The 17,978-nt window shown below is 58.8% G+C and carries 19 protein-coding genes; 6 read left to right on the top strand and 13 right to left on the bottom strand.

Annotated features, from left to right (window positions below; genetic code table 11):
- Nucleotides 1-19 precede the first annotated feature (19 nt).
- Complete coding sequence (locus H8F21_RS20185; protein ID WP_136477699.1) at nt 20-298, bottom strand: hypothetical protein; 279 nt, start codon at nt 296-298, stop codon at nt 20-22.
- 126 nt (nt 299-424) lie between these two features.
- On the opposite strand from H8F21_RS20185, the gene H8F21_RS20180 reads away from it, so the two are divergent.
- From H8F21_RS20180 to H8F21_RS20170, 3 genes are all read left to right on the top strand, one after another.
- On the top strand, nt 425-796 hold the full coding sequence (locus H8F21_RS20180) for a YajD family HNH nuclease (protein WP_136477700.1): 372 nt from the start codon (nt 425-427) through the stop codon (nt 794-796).
- Between the two features lie 65 nt (nt 797-861).
- Nucleotides 862-1,332, top strand: a complete 471-nt coding sequence (locus H8F21_RS20175) for an RNA methyltransferase (protein ID WP_136477701.1) — start codon at nt 862-864, stop codon at nt 1,330-1,332.
- 66 nt (nt 1,333-1,398) lie between these two features.
- Complete coding sequence (locus H8F21_RS20170) at nt 1,399-1,758, top strand: YgaP family membrane protein (protein ID WP_203475882.1); 360 nt, start codon at nt 1,399-1,401, stop codon at nt 1,756-1,758.
- Here H8F21_RS20170 and H8F21_RS20165 read toward each other — a convergent pair.
- Complete coding sequence (locus tag H8F21_RS20165) at nt 1,755-2,969, bottom strand: hypothetical protein (RefSeq protein WP_203476429.1); 1,215 nt, start codon at nt 2,967-2,969, stop codon at nt 1,755-1,757. The two genes, H8F21_RS20170 and H8F21_RS20165, sit on opposite strands and share 4 nt — an antisense overlap.
- A gap of 55 nt (nt 2,970-3,024) precedes the next feature.
- Nucleotides 3,025-3,474 carry a YcgN family cysteine cluster protein gene (locus H8F21_RS20160; protein WP_136477703.1) on the bottom strand — a complete coding sequence of 150 codons (450 nt, stop codon included), beginning with the start codon at nt 3,472-3,474 and terminating at the stop codon, nt 3,025-3,027.
- A 157-nt stretch (nt 3,475-3,631) separates the two neighbouring features.
- Between H8F21_RS20160 and H8F21_RS20155 the strand changes: the two genes are divergently transcribed.
- Complete coding sequence (locus tag H8F21_RS20155; protein WP_203585198.1) at nt 3,632-4,225, top strand: nitroreductase family protein; 594 nt, start codon at nt 3,632-3,634, stop codon at nt 4,223-4,225.
- Nucleotides 4,226-4,300: 75 nt separating this feature from the next.
- Here H8F21_RS20155 and H8F21_RS20150 read toward each other — a convergent pair whose 3' ends face one another.
- The 5 genes from H8F21_RS20150 to H8F21_RS20130 form a co-directional block, all read right to left on the bottom strand.
- Nucleotides 4,301-5,233 carry a D-2-hydroxyacid dehydrogenase gene (locus H8F21_RS20150; protein WP_203585197.1) on the bottom strand — a complete coding sequence of 311 codons (933 nt, stop codon included), beginning with the start codon at nt 5,231-5,233 and terminating at the stop codon, nt 4,301-4,303.
- A gap of 71 nt (nt 5,234-5,304) precedes the next feature.
- Nucleotides 5,305-5,598, bottom strand: a complete 294-nt coding sequence (locus tag H8F21_RS20145) for a YcgL domain-containing protein (protein ID WP_136477706.1) — start codon at nt 5,596-5,598, stop codon at nt 5,305-5,307.
- Nucleotides 5,595-6,728 (bottom strand): ribonuclease D, encoded by a 1,134-nt coding sequence (rnd, locus tag H8F21_RS20140; RefSeq protein ID WP_203475885.1) that lies wholly within the window; start codon nt 6,726-6,728, stop codon nt 5,595-5,597. The genes H8F21_RS20145 and rnd overlap by 4 nt, the downstream gene beginning before the upstream one ends.
- Nucleotides 6,729-6,824: 96 nt before the next feature.
- Nucleotides 6,825-8,438 (bottom strand): phosphoethanolamine transferase, encoded by a 1,614-nt coding sequence (locus H8F21_RS20135; RefSeq protein WP_203585229.1) that lies wholly within the window; start codon nt 8,436-8,438, stop codon nt 6,825-6,827.
- 187 nt (nt 8,439-8,625) lie between these two features.
- A complete protein-coding gene (locus tag H8F21_RS20130; protein ID WP_203541976.1) occupies nt 8,626-8,991 on the bottom strand; it encodes a 5-carboxymethyl-2-hydroxymuconate Delta-isomerase in 366 nt (121 codons plus the stop codon).
- 115 nt (nt 8,992-9,106) lie between these two features.
- Between H8F21_RS20130 and H8F21_RS20125 the strand changes: the two genes are divergently transcribed.
- Complete coding sequence (locus H8F21_RS20125; RefSeq protein ID WP_203475887.1) at nt 9,107-9,334, top strand: YdcH family protein; 228 nt, start codon at nt 9,107-9,109, stop codon at nt 9,332-9,334.
- A 66-nt stretch (nt 9,335-9,400) separates the two neighbouring features.
- Here H8F21_RS20125 and H8F21_RS20120 read toward each other — a convergent pair whose 3' ends face one another.
- Nucleotides 9,401-10,204 carry a phytanoyl-CoA dioxygenase family protein gene (locus tag H8F21_RS20120; protein WP_203541977.1) on the bottom strand — a complete coding sequence of 268 codons (804 nt, stop codon included), beginning with the start codon at nt 10,202-10,204 and terminating at the stop codon, nt 9,401-9,403.
- 202 nt (nt 10,205-10,406) lie between these two features.
- Here H8F21_RS20120 and H8F21_RS20115 point away from each other — a divergent pair, with 202 nt between their 5' ends.
- Complete coding sequence (locus H8F21_RS20115) at nt 10,407-11,804, top strand: amino acid permease (protein ID WP_203475889.1); 1,398 nt, start codon at nt 10,407-10,409, stop codon at nt 11,802-11,804.
- Here H8F21_RS20115 and H8F21_RS20110 read toward each other — a convergent pair whose 3' ends face one another.
- The 4 genes from H8F21_RS20110 to H8F21_RS20095 all read right to left on the bottom strand — a co-directional run bounded on the left by H8F21_RS20110 (nt 11,805) and on the right by H8F21_RS20095 (nt 17,941).
- Nucleotides 11,805-12,701, bottom strand: a complete 897-nt coding sequence (locus H8F21_RS20110) for a LysR substrate-binding domain-containing protein (protein WP_203585196.1) — start codon at nt 12,699-12,701, stop codon at nt 11,805-11,807.
- Nucleotides 12,702-12,729: 28 nt separating this feature from the next.
- Nucleotides 12,730-14,169 carry an alanine/glycine:cation symporter family protein gene (locus tag H8F21_RS20105; protein WP_203475891.1) on the bottom strand — a complete coding sequence of 480 codons (1,440 nt, stop codon included), beginning with the start codon at nt 14,167-14,169 and terminating at the stop codon, nt 12,730-12,732.
- Nucleotides 14,170-14,561: 392 nt separating this feature from the next.
- Nucleotides 14,562-15,935, bottom strand: a complete 1,374-nt coding sequence (locus H8F21_RS20100) for a DUF1329 domain-containing protein (protein ID WP_203585195.1) — start codon at nt 15,933-15,935, stop codon at nt 14,562-14,564.
- A 50-nt stretch (nt 15,936-15,985) separates the two neighbouring features.
- On the bottom strand, nt 15,986-17,941 hold the full coding sequence (locus H8F21_RS20095) for a DUF1302 domain-containing protein (RefSeq protein ID WP_203585194.1): 1,956 nt from the start codon (nt 17,939-17,941) through the stop codon (nt 15,986-15,988).
- Nucleotides 17,942-17,978 lie beyond the last annotated feature (37 nt).

Genomic DNA, 17,978 nt, shown 5'->3' with positions numbered 1-17,978 from the left:
GCAGCCTTGCCGGGCTGCGCTAGTCCGACTTTCCCTTGGCCTTGCTGTCCTGGGGCGTCAGGCCTGGCAACGGCTGGTCCCTGGGTGGAACAGGCACTTTGATAGCCGGTAGCAGCGGCGCGCCCGGCCGTGCATCTCCTGCCCTGGGTACCGCGCTTGGGGTGATCTGCGGGTAGGGTGTTGGCGTCGGCGTTCCCGGCGCGCCAGGTACCGGTGCTATCGGTCGCGGTTGCAACTCGGCCGCCGTTGCGAGTTGCAGGCTGGCAAAGAACAGGACAGCGATGGTCAAAAAGCGCATGCGCAGACTCCTCGTAGCAACTTCTTACAGGCTACTCCCAAGCGAAGCGGTTTGCCTGTCCGAATCCCCCGTGCACACGCTAAACTTCAAGGCATAACCGTAACAAGCCCGAGAAAAGGTAATCCCATGAGTTCGCCATCCTCCGCCGCTGCAACCGCACGGCTCGACCGCATCCTTGCCGACGCCAAGCGCGACAAGGAAATGGGCTATCGCGACAAAGCCCTGAGAATGTACCCGCACGTCTGCGGCCGTTGCGCCCGCGAGTTCGCCGGCAAGCGCCTGAGCGAACTGACCGTGCACCATCGTGACCACAACCACGACAATAACCCACAGGACGGTTCCAACTGGGAACTGCTGTGCCTGTACTGCCACGACAACGAGCATTCGCGCTACACCGACCAGCAATACTTCAGCGAAGGCTCTACCAGCAGCCCAAGCATCGCCAAAGCCACTCATAACCCGTTCGCGGGACTGGCCGGCCTGCTGAAAAAAGACTGAACCGCCCCCCTACATTGCCGGCAAGCCCGTATAATCGCGTTCTTTTTTGCGAAGGGCCCCGGCACGTGGCGAACAAACGGTACAGCTGCATTGGTCTGTTCAACCCCAAGTCAGCAGAGAACGTCGGTTCGGTGATGCGCGCAGCGGGTTGCTACGGCGTCAACTCGGTGTTCTACACCGGTAAACGCTACGAGCGTGCCCGAGATTTCGTCACCGACACCAAGCGTGTGCACTACGACATCCCGTTGATCGGCATCGACGATTTGCAAAAAATCATTCCCCTGGGCTGTACACCCGTGGCGGTCGAGCTGATCGAAGGGGCTCGCCCACTACCCGAATACACCCACCCGGACCGGGCGATCTATATTTTCGGCCCGGAGGACGGCTCGCTCGATCCGAGTGTTCGTGCCTGGTGCGAAGAAACCATCTACATCCCGACCAATGGCTGCATGAACCTCGCCGCCACGGTCAATGTGGTGTTGTACGACCGGCTCGCCAAGGGCCTGAACACCCGTTCCGGACCAAAATTCAAGTAATTCGAATGAACAGCCCGGCGCCTGCGATGGTCATTTGATTATCATCGCCCCCACTGGAGAATGACCATGTCCGATAACAAGACGCCGATCCGTGTCCTGCAAGACAAACCCGCATCCAACGTGACTGGCTGGGAGCGCGCAGGCTCCGTGGCCGGCGGTGTCGTGATGGTTGGCAAGGGGTTGCGCCGCGGCGGGTTGTTCGGCTTGATTCAAATGGCGATCGGCGGCGTGGCCTTGGCGCGTGGCATTACCGGCCACAGTTCGGTCAAGAGCCTGCTGGAGCGCGGCCGCAATGACCTCGACAACATCCGCGCAAAGATCGAACGCAGCGGCGCCGAGCTTGAAGCCCTAAAAGCCAGTGCCGAAGCGGCGACCCACAGCGCCACGGTCACCGGCAACGATTCATTGAAAAACCCGAAAAGCTAACGCAACAGCTTGCTCGACAGCACCTCGGATTCACGCCCCAGCACGCTTTCGCTAAGGTGAATGAACTCTTGGGTGCTGACACTGTTTAAACGCATCAGCGCCCGCGCGACGTCATCCAGCGAGCGCTGATTGTGGGTGTGTACGCGGATTTCCCGGTCCAGTGCCTGCAACAGCAGCACCCCGCGCGCAGTCACTGCACCGTCCACCTGATCGCCTTTGAGGCTGGTGACCTTGGCGCTGCGCCGCTCCAGGCCACCTTGCAGGGCCTGGTAACGATCGTCGGCGATACCGCCCGCCCGACGCAGCAACTCAATGGCGTAATACTCATTGATACTTTCACCAATCCAGTCACTGCCCTGGCGGTCGTTGATCTGCGCGAACACATGCACCACTTCGCGCAACAATGGGCTTGAGCCGTTTTCGTTGACCAGTGGCCGACTGCTGTGCAGGTAGATCGAGTTGTGCCCGGCACGTGTACCGCGCCAAAGCTGATCGCGTGCACCGACCAGCAACAATTTTGGCGGGTTGCGCGGGAACACTGCCGTTAGTTGTGGCCACACAAACGTCAGCAGGGTGAGGTTATCCAGGCGTCGCATGCCCTGGCCCTGGGGAGCGGCCACACTGACTTCGGTTTCGCCAAGACGCGCACGCCGCGTGCCGACCTTGCCGGCGATCATCCAGCCGGTGGGGCGATCAAACAGACGTGAAACATTGTCGATGCGAAAACGCTGCTTGCCGATGCGTGGCCATGGCGTCTCGACACTTCTCCAGCCAGTAGGCAAGTCAAAGCTCAGACGCGACACCAGTTCGGTGCCGTCCTGCTGGTCGAGCCGTGCCGGCGGGACCAGATCGTCGCCACGAAACAGCGCCCAGTCGGCCGTCATGCGTGATTCGTAGTTGCCATTACCGAGGTGATGCGCCAGACGCACGCGGTAGGTCAGCTCGCTCTTGCCGGCTGACGGCTGCCATTTCCCGCGCAAGCCATCACCTTGCATCAACCACTGGCCGTCGGCCTTGAAGTCGCTGTAGGCGCCCTCCTTGCCCAAATCGAAATCCAGGCTGCGCACTGCCTCACCGTCACCCAGGGTCAGGCGCACTTCGGCCTGCTCGCTTTGAGGGAGCAATCGAACGTGATAATCGAGATTGACCTTCTTCGCCCAGGCTGGCGAACTGGCAAGTACCGTCAGTACCAATAGCCAATGGCAACGCACCCGCATACCGAAACTCCTTGTTCCACTGACGCGATACCCGCTAAGCCTGGGCGGCTCAGCCGGCGCGGAAAATCAGATAATCTTCCCAGTCGTCCTCGTCCACGCTGTTTTCGCTCAGCATGCGTCCGGACTGGGAAATACGTTGTTTATGCACCTGGTCACGATCACCACAAACCAGGTGATGCCAGCTTGGCAGGTCCTTGCCTTCGCTGATCAGCCGATAACCACAGGTGGTCGGCAACCATTTGAACTGGTCGGCCTTGCCCGGCGTCAGTTGAATGCAATCGGGCACCAGCTTGAGCCGGTTCGGATAATCGCTGCACTGACAGGATTGCAGATCCAGCAGTTTGCAGGCGATACGCGTGTAATAGACGCTACTGTCGTCCTCATCTTCAAGCTTTTGCAAACAGCACAGGCCACAGCCATCACACAGCGACTCCCATTCCTGGCGGTCGAGCTGTTCAAGGGTTTTACGCTTCCAGAAGGATTCGGCGCTGGCATTCATGTAACGGGTGTCCTGTTTCAATAGAGGCGTCGCAGTACGGCGGCGCCAGTCTAGGGCGTGTCTTGCGTCAACACCAGACCGCTTGTCAGGGTTGGTTCGACACAGTAGTTTGGCCGGCAGTTGCTCCCCACCTTTTCCTCACTTTCAGGAACTTTCAATGAGTGCCAACCCTCGTGTTGCCGAACATGCCATCGACGATCAGTTCATCAAGCGCTGGTCGCCACGCGCCTTCACGGGCGAACCGATCAGCGAAGCCACCCTACTGAGCTTCCTTGAGGCTGCACGCTGGGCGCCTTCGGCCTATAACTCGCAGCCCTGGCGCTTTCTCTATGCCCGTCGCGACACGCCAAACTGGGAGCGCTACCTGAGCCTGCTCAACCCGTTCAATCGCAGTTGGGCACAACATGCCTCGGCCTTGGTGATCGTGATGTCCAAGACCACCTTCACGGCTCCCGGCGCCAGCGAAGAAACTCCAGCGCTGTGGCACACCTTCGATACCGGCTCCGCCTGGGGTCATCTAGCACTCCAGGCCAGCATCAGTGGTTGGCACACCCACGGCATGGCCGGTTTTGACCAGGAACTGACCCGCAAGGAACTGAAAATCCCTGAAGGCTATGCCCTGCACGCTGCCGTGGCGATCGGCAAGCTGGGCGACAAGGCCAGCCTGGCTGAGGCCCTGCAGGCCCGTGAAATGCCTAGCCCGCGTCGGCCGCTGAGCGAACTGGCGGCTGAGGGTGATTTCAGCTTGTAAGGTTAGCGCGGGGCAAGCCCGCTCCCACAGGTTTTAGCAACACTGCTGTGGGAGTGGCCTTACCCCGCGATGCGGTCAGTAGCCGCGGACAAAATCCACTTCCCCGCGCAACACCTCACCCGCCTGATACGCCCGAAGGTTCTCGACAAACAAACGCACCATCGCCGTTGGCGAGGTCGGTGCCGAGCTGTGGCCAGTCAGCAGCAGCCCCCAGGCAGTCCAGAACGGATGACGGGCCGGCAGCGGTTCCTGGCGGCAAACATCGATCACTGCGCCGGCCAGATGGCCAAGCTTCAAGGCATCGACAAGGTCTCCATCGACCACTGCCACGCCACGTCCAGCATTGATGAATAACGCCTCGGGGTTGAAGCGTGCAAATAGCTCGGCGTTGTACAGGTCATGGGTAGCCGGGGTGTCGGGCAACAGGTTGACGACGTAATCGACCTCGCCGACCAGGCGCCCCAGCTCACTCATGGCTGCCACTTCAAGGAACGGTGCCTGCTCTCTGGCCTGGCTGGCGATACCATAGAGTTTGACGCCAAATGGCAGGAGGAACTCGGCCACCCGCTGCCCGATGTCGCCTGTACCCACGATCAGCACCCGGCGCCCTTCCAGGCTGCGCCCAGGTCGATCATCCCATTTACGTTCGACCTGACTGACCAGCCGCGCCAATACTTCCCGCTCATGGCCGAGCATGTAGGTCAGGACGTATTCGGCCATCACCTGGCCAAAGATGCCGACTGCACGGGTCAGGCGGTACTCACGTTGCAGACCCTCAGCCAGCAGCGGCGTGATTCCGGCCCAGGTCGACTGCAGCCATTGCGGCTGGTGGCCCTGGCGCAACAGGGTAGCCAGCAGATCCGGCTGCCCCAGCCATACCGGGCATTGAGCGGCATAATCGGCCAATTCGGCCGAGTTGCCACTGGTCAAGACCTCAAGCGCCGGTGCCGCTTCGCGCAGCAGGCGAGCGTAAAGGGCATGATCCTGTTCAGCGATCAAAACACGCATGTTTTACAACCTTGGCAGAAACAACGAAGGCCGCCAGGCCCGATAGCTTGGCGGCATCACAGCGGCTGGGCTCAAATCGGGTCGTTGCGACGCAACAACTCTTCGGGCAGGTGCTCGATGTACTCATCTTCGACTGGCGGCATCTGCAGGTGGTACCCCTGCTGCTCCAGGTTCTCCAGAACCTTGGTGATGTCTTCGCGAGCCAATTGGCGCTCTGGGGTGAGTACCAGGTCGAAGGCATGCACCGGCTTGCCAAAGAACGGCAACAAAGCTTCTGGAACGCGCTCCAGGCCGTCGGCCTTGAGCAAATAGAGGTACATTTCGTTCTTGCGTGGGCTCTTGTAGATAGAGCAGATACGTTTCATTGCGGATCTCCAGCGCTGGCCAGACAGTCGAGCAGCGCTTGCCCCATCCGCTCACGGCGCCAGCCGCGCAGCGAATCGGGAAGTTGATAAGGACCTGAGGGGTAGCCGCTCTTGAGCAGCAACTCGAGGATTTTCTTGCGCAGCATCAGTTCCGGCGCGATGTTCAGGCGTTCACCCTCGGCCTGGCCAATGGCACGTAGCTTCTTGAGCAACGCCGAAGCCTCGATCGGCAGTGGCTCGGGCACCGCCGGTGGCCATTGCTCGGGGGGCAGGCTTGCAGCTTTTTTAATCAGGTCGAGCAGAAACTCGCCATCCTGACGGATGGTACGCGGGTGCATGTCTTCGATTTTCGCCAGTGCCGACAATGAGTCGGGCTGGGTTTTGGCCATCGGCCACAAAGCGTTTTCACGCAGAATGCGGTTACGCGGCAGATCGCGGGCCCGCGCTTCACGCTCGCGCCAGGCACACAGTTCACGCAATACGGCCAGCTGTGCACGGGACAGCTTCCAGGCAAGTTTGGCGTCGCGGTACAGCTCGTTGGGGTCGATTTCCCGACGTAGCTGCGCCACCAGTTCGGCACCGTCTTCGAGCACCCAGGCGTTTTTCTCATCCGACAGCTGCGGACGCAGGCGCTCGTAAAGCTCGGCCAGGTGCACCGCATCTTCTGCGGCGTAGCTGACCTGGGTTTCCGACAACGGACGCTGCAACCAGTCAGAGCGGGTTTCGCCCTTGGGCAGCTCTATGCCAAGGACTTCCTGGACCAGACGCGAGTAGCCCATGGAAAAGCCCAGGTTCAGGTAACCCGCAGCCAATTGGGTATCAAACAGCGGTGCCGGCAGGCTGCCGGTCAGGCGCGAAAGCACTTCAAGATCTTCGCTGCAGGCATGCAGAACCTTGATGACTTGAGTGTCTTCAAGCAATTGGGCCAGCGGCTGCCAGTCGTTGACCCGCAACGGATCGATCAAAAAGGCACGCGCCCCGTCGCCGACCTGGATCAACCCGGCAATCGGATAAAAGGTATCGACCCGCATGAACTCGGTGTCGACTGCCACGAAGGGTAGCTTGCGCCACTGCTGGCAATGTTCGGCCAGGCTGGCGTCGTCGCAAATCCAGTGTATTTCGATGGCCACAAGGCTCTCCCACAAACAATGGCGCGCAGTATATACGGCGCAGGCCATTGCCGGGAGACCGCTCGACCGCTATCCCTGCCTGGCCCGAGCGTTGTTTTAGTGCTGTGCGAGCGTCGGCCGGCAGCTGGCAAACATATCCAGTTGCGGGTCATAGAGGGTGGTACGTACTTGCAACAGGCCAAGCATCGAGTGAAACAGGTTGTCCTGGCTCAGCGGCTCGTCACGCATCTTGTTCAAGCAGTTGGTATCGACGTCATAGTCCTTGCGATAGCTGTCGGAAAACCAGGCCAGCATCGGCACATGCTTTTGCTGCTCCGGCGCCAGCACATAAGGGGTGCCATGCAAGAACAGGTTGTACTCACCCAGTGACTCGCCGTGGTCGGACAAATAAAGCATGGCGGTGTCGACCGTGTCTTGCTTGCTGCGCAAGATGTCGATCAGCGATGCCAATACATGGTCGGTGTACACCAGGGTGTTGTCATAGGCATTGATAATGCTCTGTTCACTGCACTGGTTTAACGCGTTGCTCGGGCAGACCGGGGTAAAACGCTCATATTGCATGGGATAACGCTTGAAATATTCCGGGCCATGACTGCCCATCTGATGCAATACCAATACGGTGTCCTGCTGCAAGTTGTCGATCATCGATGCCAGGCCTTGTAACAGGATCTCGTCGTGACATTCACTATTGGTGCACAGCGCTGGGTCCTTGGCATTACTCACATCGTCGAACTGGACACGGTCACAGGTACCTTTGCAGCCGGACTGATTGTCACGCCAGAGAACACTCAAGCCCGCGCGTTGCAGCACATCGAGCAACCCTTCCTGGTTCTTGGCCTTGCTGGCCTGATAGTCCTGGCGGGTCAGCCCGGAGAACATGCAGGGCACTGACACCGCCGTCTCGGTTCCACAGGAGTGAACATCGCTGAAGGCGATCAGCCCGGCCTCTGTGCTCAATTGCGGTGTGGTGTCACGGTCATAGCCAAGCAACGCGAAGTTCTGCGCCCGGGCACTTTCACCGACCACCAGCACCGTCAGAGACTTGCGCTCATGCTTCCACAACGGGTCACGCTTGGCGTCTTCGCCGATCTTGGCAAAGGGCTTGGCCGCAGAGCCGATACGCTCCTTTACATAGCCCATGGAAGCACCAACCACATTGCTCGGCACAACCATCAAGCGAATCTCATGGTGGTTGCGAAACAGTGAGGCCAGGCCTTGGTAGTTGAGCAGCGCCACCATACCGAGCAAGGCAATACACGCCAGGCTGGAAATACACTTTGCGAATAACTCGCGATACCACACGCGATAATTGATCGGTGTCGTATACAACAGCAAAGCCGGCACAACTGCCAACAACAATATATACAAACCAAGCTTGACCGACAGCAGATCGCGCACTTCCGTAACATTGGTCTCCATGGTATTGCGCAGCATACCAACATCAATCAGGATACCGTACTGATTCATGAAATACGCCGCGCCAGCGCCAACGAAAAGCAAGGTAATCAATACCGGCTTAAATACCCATTTAAAAGCCGCAAAGGTCAACAGCAAATTGAACGCACAGAAGATCAGCACAGCGAAGGCCAGACGCAGGAACACACCGGAAACACCGGGTTCAATGACACTGTAAAGGTACTGCCAGAGCACCGAATTAAAGGCGACAAGCAGGTACAGACTTGCGAGCAGAGTGACCCATTCGGCCCGCATTGGTTTGATCTTCAAGTTGACGCTCGCTTAGCTATTGTTCGGTAATGAGTGCCGTTACGGCACTGCCTTCAGACCAAGCGAAGTTAAAGACAACGGGATCAATTTTTTGTGAAAAAGACGCTAACATTTAGTCGATAAGCGCCTTTTTTATTATTACAATTTTTTCACATTAGTTATGCCTGACGCATTAAGCAGGCACGTGCGTTTTGGCATAAGAATCACGGTCTATATCCAGAACTTCGACGCACAACTGTATATCCACACCTGCCACCGCCGGAACGGCCTCTTTAAGTACTTCCAGCAAAGCTGCCGACAGCTGCCGCTTCACCTCTGGCGAGCGGCCGCTGAGAATCGAAAGCTTGATATGCGCGAACGCCCGCTCGCTCAAGGCCGTACCCACTCGGTAGCTGGCCAGCGCCACTGCCCGGCTCTTGATATCCAGTTCGTCGGCAAACTGACCGCTACCCACCAGCGTGTGGTTCAGGCGCAGCAGTAAGCGATCGACGTCCAGATCACGCAGGTTGTTGCTGTATTCCACATGCAGATGAGGCATTGGGCAGGTCCTGAAGTCAGAAATGTTGCAACAGACTACCTCAATCCCGAAACCCGCCAAACACGACTATCCTGATAGTTCATGACTTCCACCCCAAACCCCGAGAGGTGAAGAAATGCCGGTCAAGCACGATTTGCTCGCAGACCTGAACATGACCAGGGACGCGTTCGACGCCAAGAAAAAAACCGACGCAAGGCTCAGCGAGCTGCACGAAAAATACAATGCCATCGATGGTGAAGTGGTCAGGGCAGAAAGTAGTAGCGCCTCCGACGACCAGATTACGCAACTGCGCAAAAAGCGCTTGATGATCAAAGACGAGATCGTCGCCCATGTGAAGCAGTAACCACCTGGGCAACAGTAAAAAGCCCCGCAGGCTCACTGCGGGGCTCTTCGTTTGTAGCCATCAAGCTCAACGTTTTGACCAGACTACCGGGAACCAGTCCTCACGCATGCGATCGCCGTTTTGCAGATCGATACCGGGAAACGGCGGCGAAGTTCGACCGGGGCGCTGTACATAGCGCACATCATCCCCCATGAAGCGCGTCGAAAACGCCCGGCGCCGATTGCCGCCAATGTTGCCGGCAGCACCATGTACGGTGCGAAAATCGAACACCACCGCGTCGCCCGGTTCCAGCGCTGGCGAGATGATTTCATACTCGCCGTTTTCCACATCCGGCATGTCCATGAACAGGCTCTGGCCTGTCTCGGCATCCTGGGCGCCATAGAAGTCCTTATTGCTGGCCCAACTTTTGGGTCGAACCGGCTTGGCCCATTGATGTGAGCCCAGCACTACGCTCAGGGTGTTGTGACGCGTCACGGGATCGAGGGGAATCCAGTAGCTGGCGGTCTGCAAGCCATCGACGCAATAGTACGGCAGGTCCTGGTGCCAGGGTGTCGGCTTTGAGGTGCCCGGTTCCTTGACCAGGATATGGTCATGAAACACCTGCACTGCCTGGGACTGCATCAGCTCGCCGGCAATCGCCGCTGCCGGTGAATTCAAGACAAAATCCGTAAACGCCGGAATGCGCTGCCAGTTGCAGTAGTCCTCGAAGAAGCGCCCGCCTTCACCACTGCCAACGTTCTCGATGGCAAAGGCACTGGGTGCGGCCAGGTTCTGCTCGAACCCTTCCCGCAGGCGCTCTATCCAATCGCGGAAAACGCCACGTAACACGATTGCACCGTCGCGCTGAAACTGTTCGATATCGGCATTCATCGGGGGCCACCTCTCTTGTTGTAATGACAAAAGTATTGGGTGGCGTCGCCCGCACGGTAAACCACAGATTACCTATTCGCCACTATAGGCAATCTGTATGGCGCAGCTGTTGTCAGCCCCCGTCTTTGGCCGGTTAATAGCCTTGCCTGTGTCCTGAGGCGCCTTGCTATCCAAGAATAAGAACAATGAGGAGTTACCTGGGATGAACGAAAACAGCTCCGCTATGCGGCGCGGTCTGAGTACCCGCCACATTCGTTTCATGGCGCTCGGTTCTGCCATCGGCACCGGGCTTTTTTATGGCTCAGCGGCGGCGATCAAACTGGCTGGGCCTTCCGTGCTGCTGGCGTACCTGATCGGTGGCGCGGCCATCTACATGATGATGCGCGCCCTGGGCGAGATGGCAGTACGCAACCCGGTTTCCGGCTCCTTCGGTCAATACGCCAGTCAATACCTGGGACGCTTCCCAGGTTTTCTGACCGGCTGGAGCTATGCCTTTTCGATGTTGGTGGTGTGCCTGGCCGACGTCACCGCCTTCGGTGTGTACATGAGCTTCTGGTTTCCCGAGACGCCCCGCTGGATCTGGGTGCTGGGTATCGTGTTGTTCATCGGCGCCCTTAACCTGTGCAGCGTGAAGGTTTTCGGAGAAATGGAGTTCTGGCTGTCACTGCTGAAGGTTACCGCGATTGTCTCGATGATCCTTGCCGGGGCAGCAGTGCTGATGTTTGGTATCCAGCTGGGCGGTTCCGGTGAACAACTGGCAACGATCAGCAACCTGTGGAGCCATGGCGGCTTTTTCCCCAATGGCATCAGCGGCATGATCGCTTCGTTCACAGTGGTCATGTTTGCCTTCGGCGGGGTCGAAATGATCGGTATTACCGCCGGCGAAGCCAAGGACCCACAACGGGTCATTCCCAAGGCGATCAACTCGGTGCCCCTGCGCATCCTACTGTTTTACGTGTTCACCCTGTTCGTGCTGATGTCGATTTACCCATGGACACGGATCGGCAGCGAAGGCAGCCCGTTCGTACAAATTTTCAGTGGCCTGGGTATTGGCTCTGCAGCCACCTTGCTCAATATCGTGGTGATCTCGGCGGCGATTTCGGCGATCAACAGCGACATCTTCAGCGCCGGGCGCATGATGTATGGCATGGCTCAGAACGGTCAGGCACCGGCAAGCTTCGCGCAGCTCTCGCGCTTTGGCGTGCCGTGGATGACCGTGGTGGTGATGGCCGTCGCGCTCTTGCTTGGTGTGGTGCTCAATTACCTGGCACCGGAAAACCTGTTCCTGATCCTCGCGGCAGTGGTCACTTTCTCGATTGTCTGGGTGTGGTTGATGATCCTGCTGTCGCAGATGGTGATGCGCCGCGGCATGAACGCCGAGGAAGTCGCCGCATTGCGTTTCCCCGTACCTCTGTGGCCAGTGGGTCCGGCCTGCGCGGCGGTCTTCATGTTGTTCATCTTCGGCGTACTGGCCTGGTTCCCCGACACCCGCATGGCGCTGTATGTGGGTATCGGCTGGCTGGCGTTGCTGTCACTGGGTTACTGGCTGTTCGTGGCACGCCAACCGGTGGCTACACTGGCTGACTCGACCGCTGGCTGATCAATCCACAAACTGCTGGCTGGCCCAGTCGAGGAACGCTTGTGCCGCCAATGAAGGGCGCATGGCACTGGACTGGGCCAACACCACGGGCTGCGGGCTGACGCTCTCGAGCAGCGGCCGGCAAGCCAATGGCTGGCCGTCGTAACTGCAATCTGCAACCGGACGGGTGCACGACAACGCCACGCCATAACCATGCGCGACCAGACCGCGCTGCATTTCAAATGTCTGGGTCAATTGCAACGATCCCGGTTGCAGGTCGTGGGCCCAGAACAGCGAGAGAAAGTACTCACGGGTTCGCGAGATGTCTTCGAGGATCAGGCATTCATTGGCCAGATCCACCAGCGATACCCGCTCCTGCAACGCCAGTGGATGGTCGGCGGGCAGCAAGGCGTAGGGCGTCAATTGCGCCAGCACGCGTTTCTCGATGGGGGAGTCCAGCCCGACATCGTAGGTCAGGGCCAGCTCGGCCTTGCCATCGGCTAAGCGACGGTTTACCTCGGCCAGATCAGCTTCAAGCAAGGTTATGGTGACGTCCGGATAACGCTGACGAAAACCGCTGAGCAGGCGCGGCGCATAGTAGGGGCCAAGGTCCTGAAAGCAGATCAGACTCAACGACCCGCGCACCACATCCTGCTCTACGCCCTTGCCGCTGATCGAGGCGGCAAGGCTGAGCATGTCTCGCGCCTGCTCAAGCAGCTTGCGCCCCGCTGGCGTCAGCTCCAGGCCACGGCTTACCTGGCGATGGAAAAGCTTTTCACCCAGCGTGGCCTCCAGCTGCGACAACGCCAGTGACACCGATGGCTGAGAAATATGCTTGGTCCGCGCCGCAGCACTGACACTGCCCTGCTCAGCCGCAGCGACGAAATACTCCAACTGGCGAAAGGTGAAGCCGATCATCGCGATGCCCTTAGCTGTGTTTTAACCGTTAGCGATCTTTCAACGCCTCTACCGGCTGCTCGGCGCCATTGGCCGCGCCCCAGATTTCTGCATCGATCTTACCCGACAGTTCTGGGTAATCCTTGGCGTTGAACTCCGGCGTGCCCACAGCCTTCTGGGCAAAGTAGTCACGCGTCAACTTGACCACCACACCCGACAGCAAGCAAATGGCAATCAGGTTGATGGTCGCCATCAGGCCCATCGCCGCATCGGCAGCATCAAACACCGTGGCAACACTTTCATAGGCGCCCCACACCACCATCAGCAATGCTGCACAGCGCAACACCGTCAGGCCCAGGCGAGTGTTCAACTTGAGATAGACCATGGCGTTTTCGGCGTAGGTGTAGTTACCGATGATCGAGGTGAAGGCAAAGAAGAAAATCGCAACCGCAATAAAGTACTGCCCGGCAGAGCCGATGTGTACGTTCATGGCCGCCTGAGTGAGCGGTGTACCGGTCATTTCAGGGCCAGGAACTACGCCGGAAAGCAGAATCATGATCGCCGTGGCGGTACAGATCAGCAGCGTATCGATGAACACGCCCAAGGCCTGTACAAAGCCCTGCGAGGAAGGATGGTGTGGGTTGGGCGTTGCCACCGCAGCAATGTTCGGCGCCGAGCCCATGCCCGCTTCGTTGGAGAACAAGCCACGTTTGACACCGTTGAGCATGGCCCCGGCAACACCGCCGACAGCGGACTCCAGGCCAAAGGCGCTCTTGACGATCAACATCAATACGCCAGGCACTTCACCCAGGTTGGTGACGATCACATACACCGCTACCAACAAGTAGGCGCCCGCCATGAAGGGCACGATCCATTCGGCGATACGGGCGATTTTCTTGATTCCGCCAAATATCACCAGGCCCGCCAGCAGCGCCACCGCTACACCGGTGGTCAGTTTGGGAACCCCAAAGGCGCCGAGGGTAGCATCGGCAATGGAGTTGGCTTGTACCGCGCCAAATACCAGGCCGAACGCGATAATCAGGCACACCGAGAAAATCGCCGCAGCCCAAGGGGCATTCAACCCCTTGGCGATATAGAACGCCGGACCACCGCGATACTCACCGTTGCTGTTGCGCACTTTATACAGCTGCGCCAGGGTGCTTTCCGCATAGGCGGTGGCCATGCCCAACGAGGCTACCACCCACATCCAGAACACCGCACCCGGCCCGCCCAGGGTAATGGCCACGGCCACACCCGCAAGGTTACCGGTACCTACCCTGGAAGCCAGGCTGGTGCACAACGCCTGAAACGGCGTGATACCACTTGGATCATTGGCCGGCGCACGCAGTACCGAGCGGAAGAACTCCGGCAAATGGCGAAACTGGATAAAGCCCAAGCGGACAGTGAAGTAGATACCTGCGGCAAGCAGGCCATAGATCAGGACATACCCCCAGAAGAAGGTATTGAGCGTGTTGATCACGGCTGTCATCGTATGTTCCCAAATAAAGCGCAGGGCCCCGTAAGGACCGTGCTCTGTCTGTAAAGCGACCGGCGCCGGAAACGACCCGTGCCAGTTTCAATATGAATGGCCTGTAACGATGGGGATGCCCATGGTTTCAGCGAGGCGCTTCGACATCACCGCTGGGGGCGACGAAGTGCGTAGGAGGTCTGACTTCGAAGCGACCAGCCTACGTAAGACGATAGGCTGGTTTGCTGTTGAAAGGGGGCATATTAGCAGGTTTTGCCATCACCTTGCCCAAGGTGGCGGCCAGCGGTGCCTGCGATGAACTTCACGCCGGTGCGTCATGGGCAAACGCACGTAGTCAGTCGAATCCATCGCAGGCGGTGCAGCATCCGATCATCCCAGTTCAGATCAAAATGTTAACGGGTTCCACGCTGACGCAATGCCGACGGCATGAAGTAGGCGTCTTCAGGCACCGGCTGATTGAAGTCCACAGTCTCTGCTTCCTCGTTATCCAGGTTTTGCACGTAGTAGCGACGAGCTTGCAAATCGTGGAACACATCCAGCGAACTCCAGGTGGTGGGCAGGTCGTAGAAGTTCTTCAGGTAGCCCATCGACACCCGCCACAGCTGCCCACGACCGTCATACTGATCCACCAGCGCCGCGCCCCAGCTGTCCTCGTCGAGAAACAGCACGCGCTTGGAATAAATGTGCCGCGCGGTCGATTTCAGCGTGCCTTCCACCACCCACACCCGGTGCAGCTCATAACGGGTGTATTGCGGGTTGAGGTGCCCCTGCTTGAGCAGGTCGGTGTACTTCACATCCGGGCTTGAGACCTTGTAGTTGTTGTAAGGGATATAGACCTCTTTCTTGCCCACCAACTTCCAGTTGTAGCGGTCGGGGGAACCGTTGAACAGGTCAGTGTCGTCCGCTGTGCGCAGGCCGTCGGAGGATGCAATCGGTGTGTCGTACGCCAGGCTCGGCGCACGCCGCACGCGTCGTTGTCCGGCGTCGTAGATCCAGGCCTGGCGCGGATCCTTGACCTGGTCCAGGGTCTCGTGAACCAAGGTCGCGCCACCTGCCAGGCGGGCCGGGCTTTTCACGAAGGCCAGGTAGTAGAACAGGATGTTGTTGAGGTCGGCGAACTGCCCACCTGGACGGTAGTACTTGAACATCCCTTCCTGTTGCGAAGTGACCAGCGCGAAGCTGCCATTACGCTGCACCGGCGCTTCGGATGCGCGACGTACCACGTAGATACCGCGGTAACGGGTGATGTGGTTCCACAGTGCCTCGACACCATCCTTGGGGATCGGGAACGGTACGCCGCCATAGGCATCGCTAAAGCCATTGCCGCCCTCCAACAACTTCGCCGAGGTGGCGTTCTTGAAGGTGTTGTCGTACAGCCATTGCGGCGCAGAGCCGGAGCGGCGGCTGGTATACACCGGCATCTGGAAGGTGTCGGGGTAGCTGTTGAACAGTGCAATCTGCCCCTCGCTCAACTGCCCCTTGTACTGTTCAAGGTTAGCCTTGGTGATGGTGAACAGCGGCTTGTCGGCGGCAAACGGGTCCAGGTGATGCTTGCCTGGCACATACCCTTGAGGAGCCTGGGTAATACCGCCTTCCCAGGCCGGAATGGTGCCGGCAGCATTGCCTGCGCGTTCTGCGCCAAGCGGCGTCAAGGTCGTTTTAAGTTGCTCGGCCTGCTGCGCCGAAACTGCCGCCAGCGCCCCGCCGGCCGCCAGGCTCAGGACCAACGCCAGGGTGGTCTTGAGCAGTCGTGGTGTGTGAAGCATGGACGTTCTCCGAATTAAAAACCGGGCCGAAGGCCTTGGGGTCTGGGCACTCACAGGAAGTACTTGAGGTTGAAGCCAACGTTGTCACGGTCACGAATACCGTTGTTCTGGCCACCACCGTAGAACTCGGTGTACTGCAACTCGGCTTCCAGCTTGTTCTGGTAGATGGCCTTGATGCCCAGGGTGTAGGCCTTGCGACCTTCAATGTTGTTGCCGGCCTGATAGCTGTTACCTTTGAAGTCGTCCTTGTAGACGACATAGGGCGAGAGGTTGACCCCGGCATACACGTCGTTCCAGGTGCCATTGACCATCGCCGTGTAGCTGTAGGAGTTACGATTGACCTGATCGCCACGGTCACCGCCGGACACATACGAGTAGTTGCCGGAGCCGGCGTAGTAGCGGCTGCTGCCGTCATAGGCGGTGTAATGCAAGCTGCTGCCGCGCAAGTGCTCGGAGGACAACTCGAAGATGCCGAAAACCGAGTCGAACGACATACCCGGGCCGAAGTTGTAGATAGTGCCCAGCGAGGTATTGAAGGCTTCGACCCGCTCGGCGTTGTTGATCTCGCTGTCGAGCTGGACCATCTGCCCGCCAATGTTGATGGTCTGGCCCGCTGCAGCGGCCGCCGCACCATTGGCCAGGTCGCCGATCAGGTCGTTGGTCGCCGCGACACCGATGGGCAGGTTGGGGCGATAAGCCAACTCACCAAACACCGACGCCTGGCCAATGGTGGTGTTGAAGCTGAAGCCATACATGCGAATGTCTTCGGCGTAACGCCGATGCGCCTGGATATTGCCCATCACATCCGCAGTAGCCAGGCCATGGGCCAGCGCCGCAGCCTGACTGCCAGCCAGGCCGGACAGCAGGTTGGTCAGCGCGGCCATGTCGATACCCTGGTAACCACCAAGGTCGGCAGAGATAGTGGGTTCCTTGGCGTGGTAGTTGACCATGTACAGGCCAAACTCAGTGCTGTTGAGTTCCTCGGCAATGTAGCGGAAGGCGAAACCGAACTGACCGTCGTTGCGGGCGTTGAAGTCCTTGCCGATGCTGGCCACTTTCAGGGTGTTGCCAAACGCCGGGGTTACGCCGTTGGCGTACAGGCCGGTGCTGCCAAGCAACTGGTTGAACATCGGGTTGTTGCCCAACGCCTCGTACATGCCGATCACGTTGCCAAAGCCTGGCACGGGTGTATCCAGCGCTGTGCCAGTGAAGTCGTTGTAGGCTGTGTTGCCGCCATCGGCGAACAGGTCGGTCTGCGAGTAGAAGGTGCCGACCGGGTCGATACGGGTTTCTTTCCAGTTGGTCTGGTAGAAACTTTCCATGGTCAGGTTGTCGGTCAGGCCGATGTTGAAACTGAGCGCCTCCACCGGAATCAGCACTTCCTTGACCTCGGCCCCCGGCAAGCGGAACCTGGCCGCGTCCACCGGGTTGGTAGTGTTGATCCCGCCGCGGTAGAAAATACCCTCGCCCCAGTTGAACACCTGGCGCCCCAGGCGCGCGGTCACTGGCATCTGTGCTACATCCCAACTGCCATAGACATAGGCGTCGAGCATTTCAATGTGGCTACCGGCGATGTCGCGGGTCTCGTTGGTGAAGCGGTCGTCGTTGGGGTAGTTCTGGCTTGGTTGCGATGGATTGTTGTTGCTGTAGTAGTCGTTGCGCTTGTCCATCAGTTGGGTGTCGTAGAACGCGCTACCGCGCAGGAACACACCATAGTTCTGATAGTTGGCCTCCAACTCCGAAGTGATCTTGTAGACCTCAGAAACCAACCCGGTATCGAAGTTGCGATTGCCGTCGTTGGTGTTGACGTCATCGTTGGTCTTGTCCCGCCCCTGCACCCGCCACAAGCGGCCATACGACAAGGTCGTGTCGAGCGAGCCGGTGACCTGGTTATCCAGCACCTTGAACTCGACAGCCTGTGCTCCCTCAAGCGCGAACAGTTGCAACAGCCCTGCCAACCCTACCCCGGACATCACAGCGCCAGACTGGCGTAATCGCATCCCCATGGTGTGCTTCTCCCTTAGCTGATCTTGTTGTTTTTGT

This window comes from Pseudomonas arcuscaelestis (assembly GCF_016881005.1).
GTDB lineage: Bacteria > Pseudomonadota > Gammaproteobacteria > Pseudomonadales > Pseudomonadaceae > Aquipseudomonas > Aquipseudomonas arcuscaelestis.
Note: the sequence above shows the minus strand (reverse complement) of the source record. Positions and strands in the feature narration are given on the sequence as shown.

What these genes read in the sequence shown, in the direction of transcription:
- H8F21_RS20185 (WP_136477699.1), bottom strand. Translation starts at nt 298, where the DNA reads ATGCGCTTTTTGACCATCGCTGTCCTGTTCTTTGCCAGCCTGCAACTC.
- H8F21_RS20180 (WP_136477700.1), top strand. Translation starts at nt 425, where the DNA reads ATGAGTTCGCCATCCTCCGCCGCTGCAACCGCACGGCTCGACCGCATC.
- H8F21_RS20170 (WP_203475882.1), top strand. Translation starts at nt 1,399, where the DNA reads ATGTCCGATAACAAGACGCCGATCCGTGTCCTGCAAGACAAACCCGCA.
- H8F21_RS20160 (WP_136477703.1), bottom strand. Translation starts at nt 3,474, where the DNA reads ATGAATGCCAGCGCCGAATCCTTCTGGAAGCGTAAAACCCTTGAACAG.
- H8F21_RS20155 (WP_203585198.1), top strand. Translation starts at nt 3,632, where the DNA reads ATGAGTGCCAACCCTCGTGTTGCCGAACATGCCATCGACGATCAGTTC.
- H8F21_RS20150 (WP_203585197.1), bottom strand. Translation starts at nt 5,233, where the DNA reads ATGCGTGTTTTGATCGCTGAACAGGATCATGCCCTTTACGCTCGCCTG.
- H8F21_RS20145 (WP_136477706.1), bottom strand. Translation starts at nt 5,598, where the DNA reads ATGAAACGTATCTGCTCTATCTACAAGAGCCCACGCAAGAACGAAATG.
- H8F21_RS20135 (WP_203585229.1), bottom strand. Translation starts at nt 8,438, where the DNA reads ATGCGGGCCGAATGGGTCACTCTGCTCGCAAGTCTGTACCTGCTTGTC.
- H8F21_RS20130 (WP_203541976.1), bottom strand. Translation starts at nt 8,991, where the DNA reads ATGCCTCATCTGCATGTGGAATACAGCAACAACCTGCGTGATCTGGAC.
- H8F21_RS20125 (WP_203475887.1), top strand. Translation starts at nt 9,107, where the DNA reads ATGCCGGTCAAGCACGATTTGCTCGCAGACCTGAACATGACCAGGGAC.
- H8F21_RS20120 (WP_203541977.1), bottom strand. Translation starts at nt 10,204, where the DNA reads ATGAATGCCGATATCGAACAGTTTCAGCGCGACGGTGCAATCGTGTTA.
- H8F21_RS20115 (WP_203475889.1), top strand. Translation starts at nt 10,407, where the DNA reads ATGAACGAAAACAGCTCCGCTATGCGGCGCGGTCTGAGTACCCGCCAC.
- H8F21_RS20110 (WP_203585196.1), bottom strand. Translation starts at nt 12,701, where the DNA reads ATGATCGGCTTCACCTTTCGCCAGTTGGAGTATTTCGTCGCTGCGGCT.
- H8F21_RS20105 (WP_203475891.1), bottom strand. Translation starts at nt 14,169, where the DNA reads ATGACAGCCGTGATCAACACGCTCAATACCTTCTTCTGGGGGTATGTC.
- H8F21_RS20100 (WP_203585195.1), bottom strand. Translation starts at nt 15,935, where the DNA reads ATGCTTCACACACCACGACTGCTCAAGACCACCCTGGCGTTGGTCCTG.
- H8F21_RS20095 (WP_203585194.1), bottom strand. Translation starts at nt 17,941, where the DNA reads ATGGGGATGCGATTACGCCAGTCTGGCGCTGTGATGTCCGGGGTAGGG.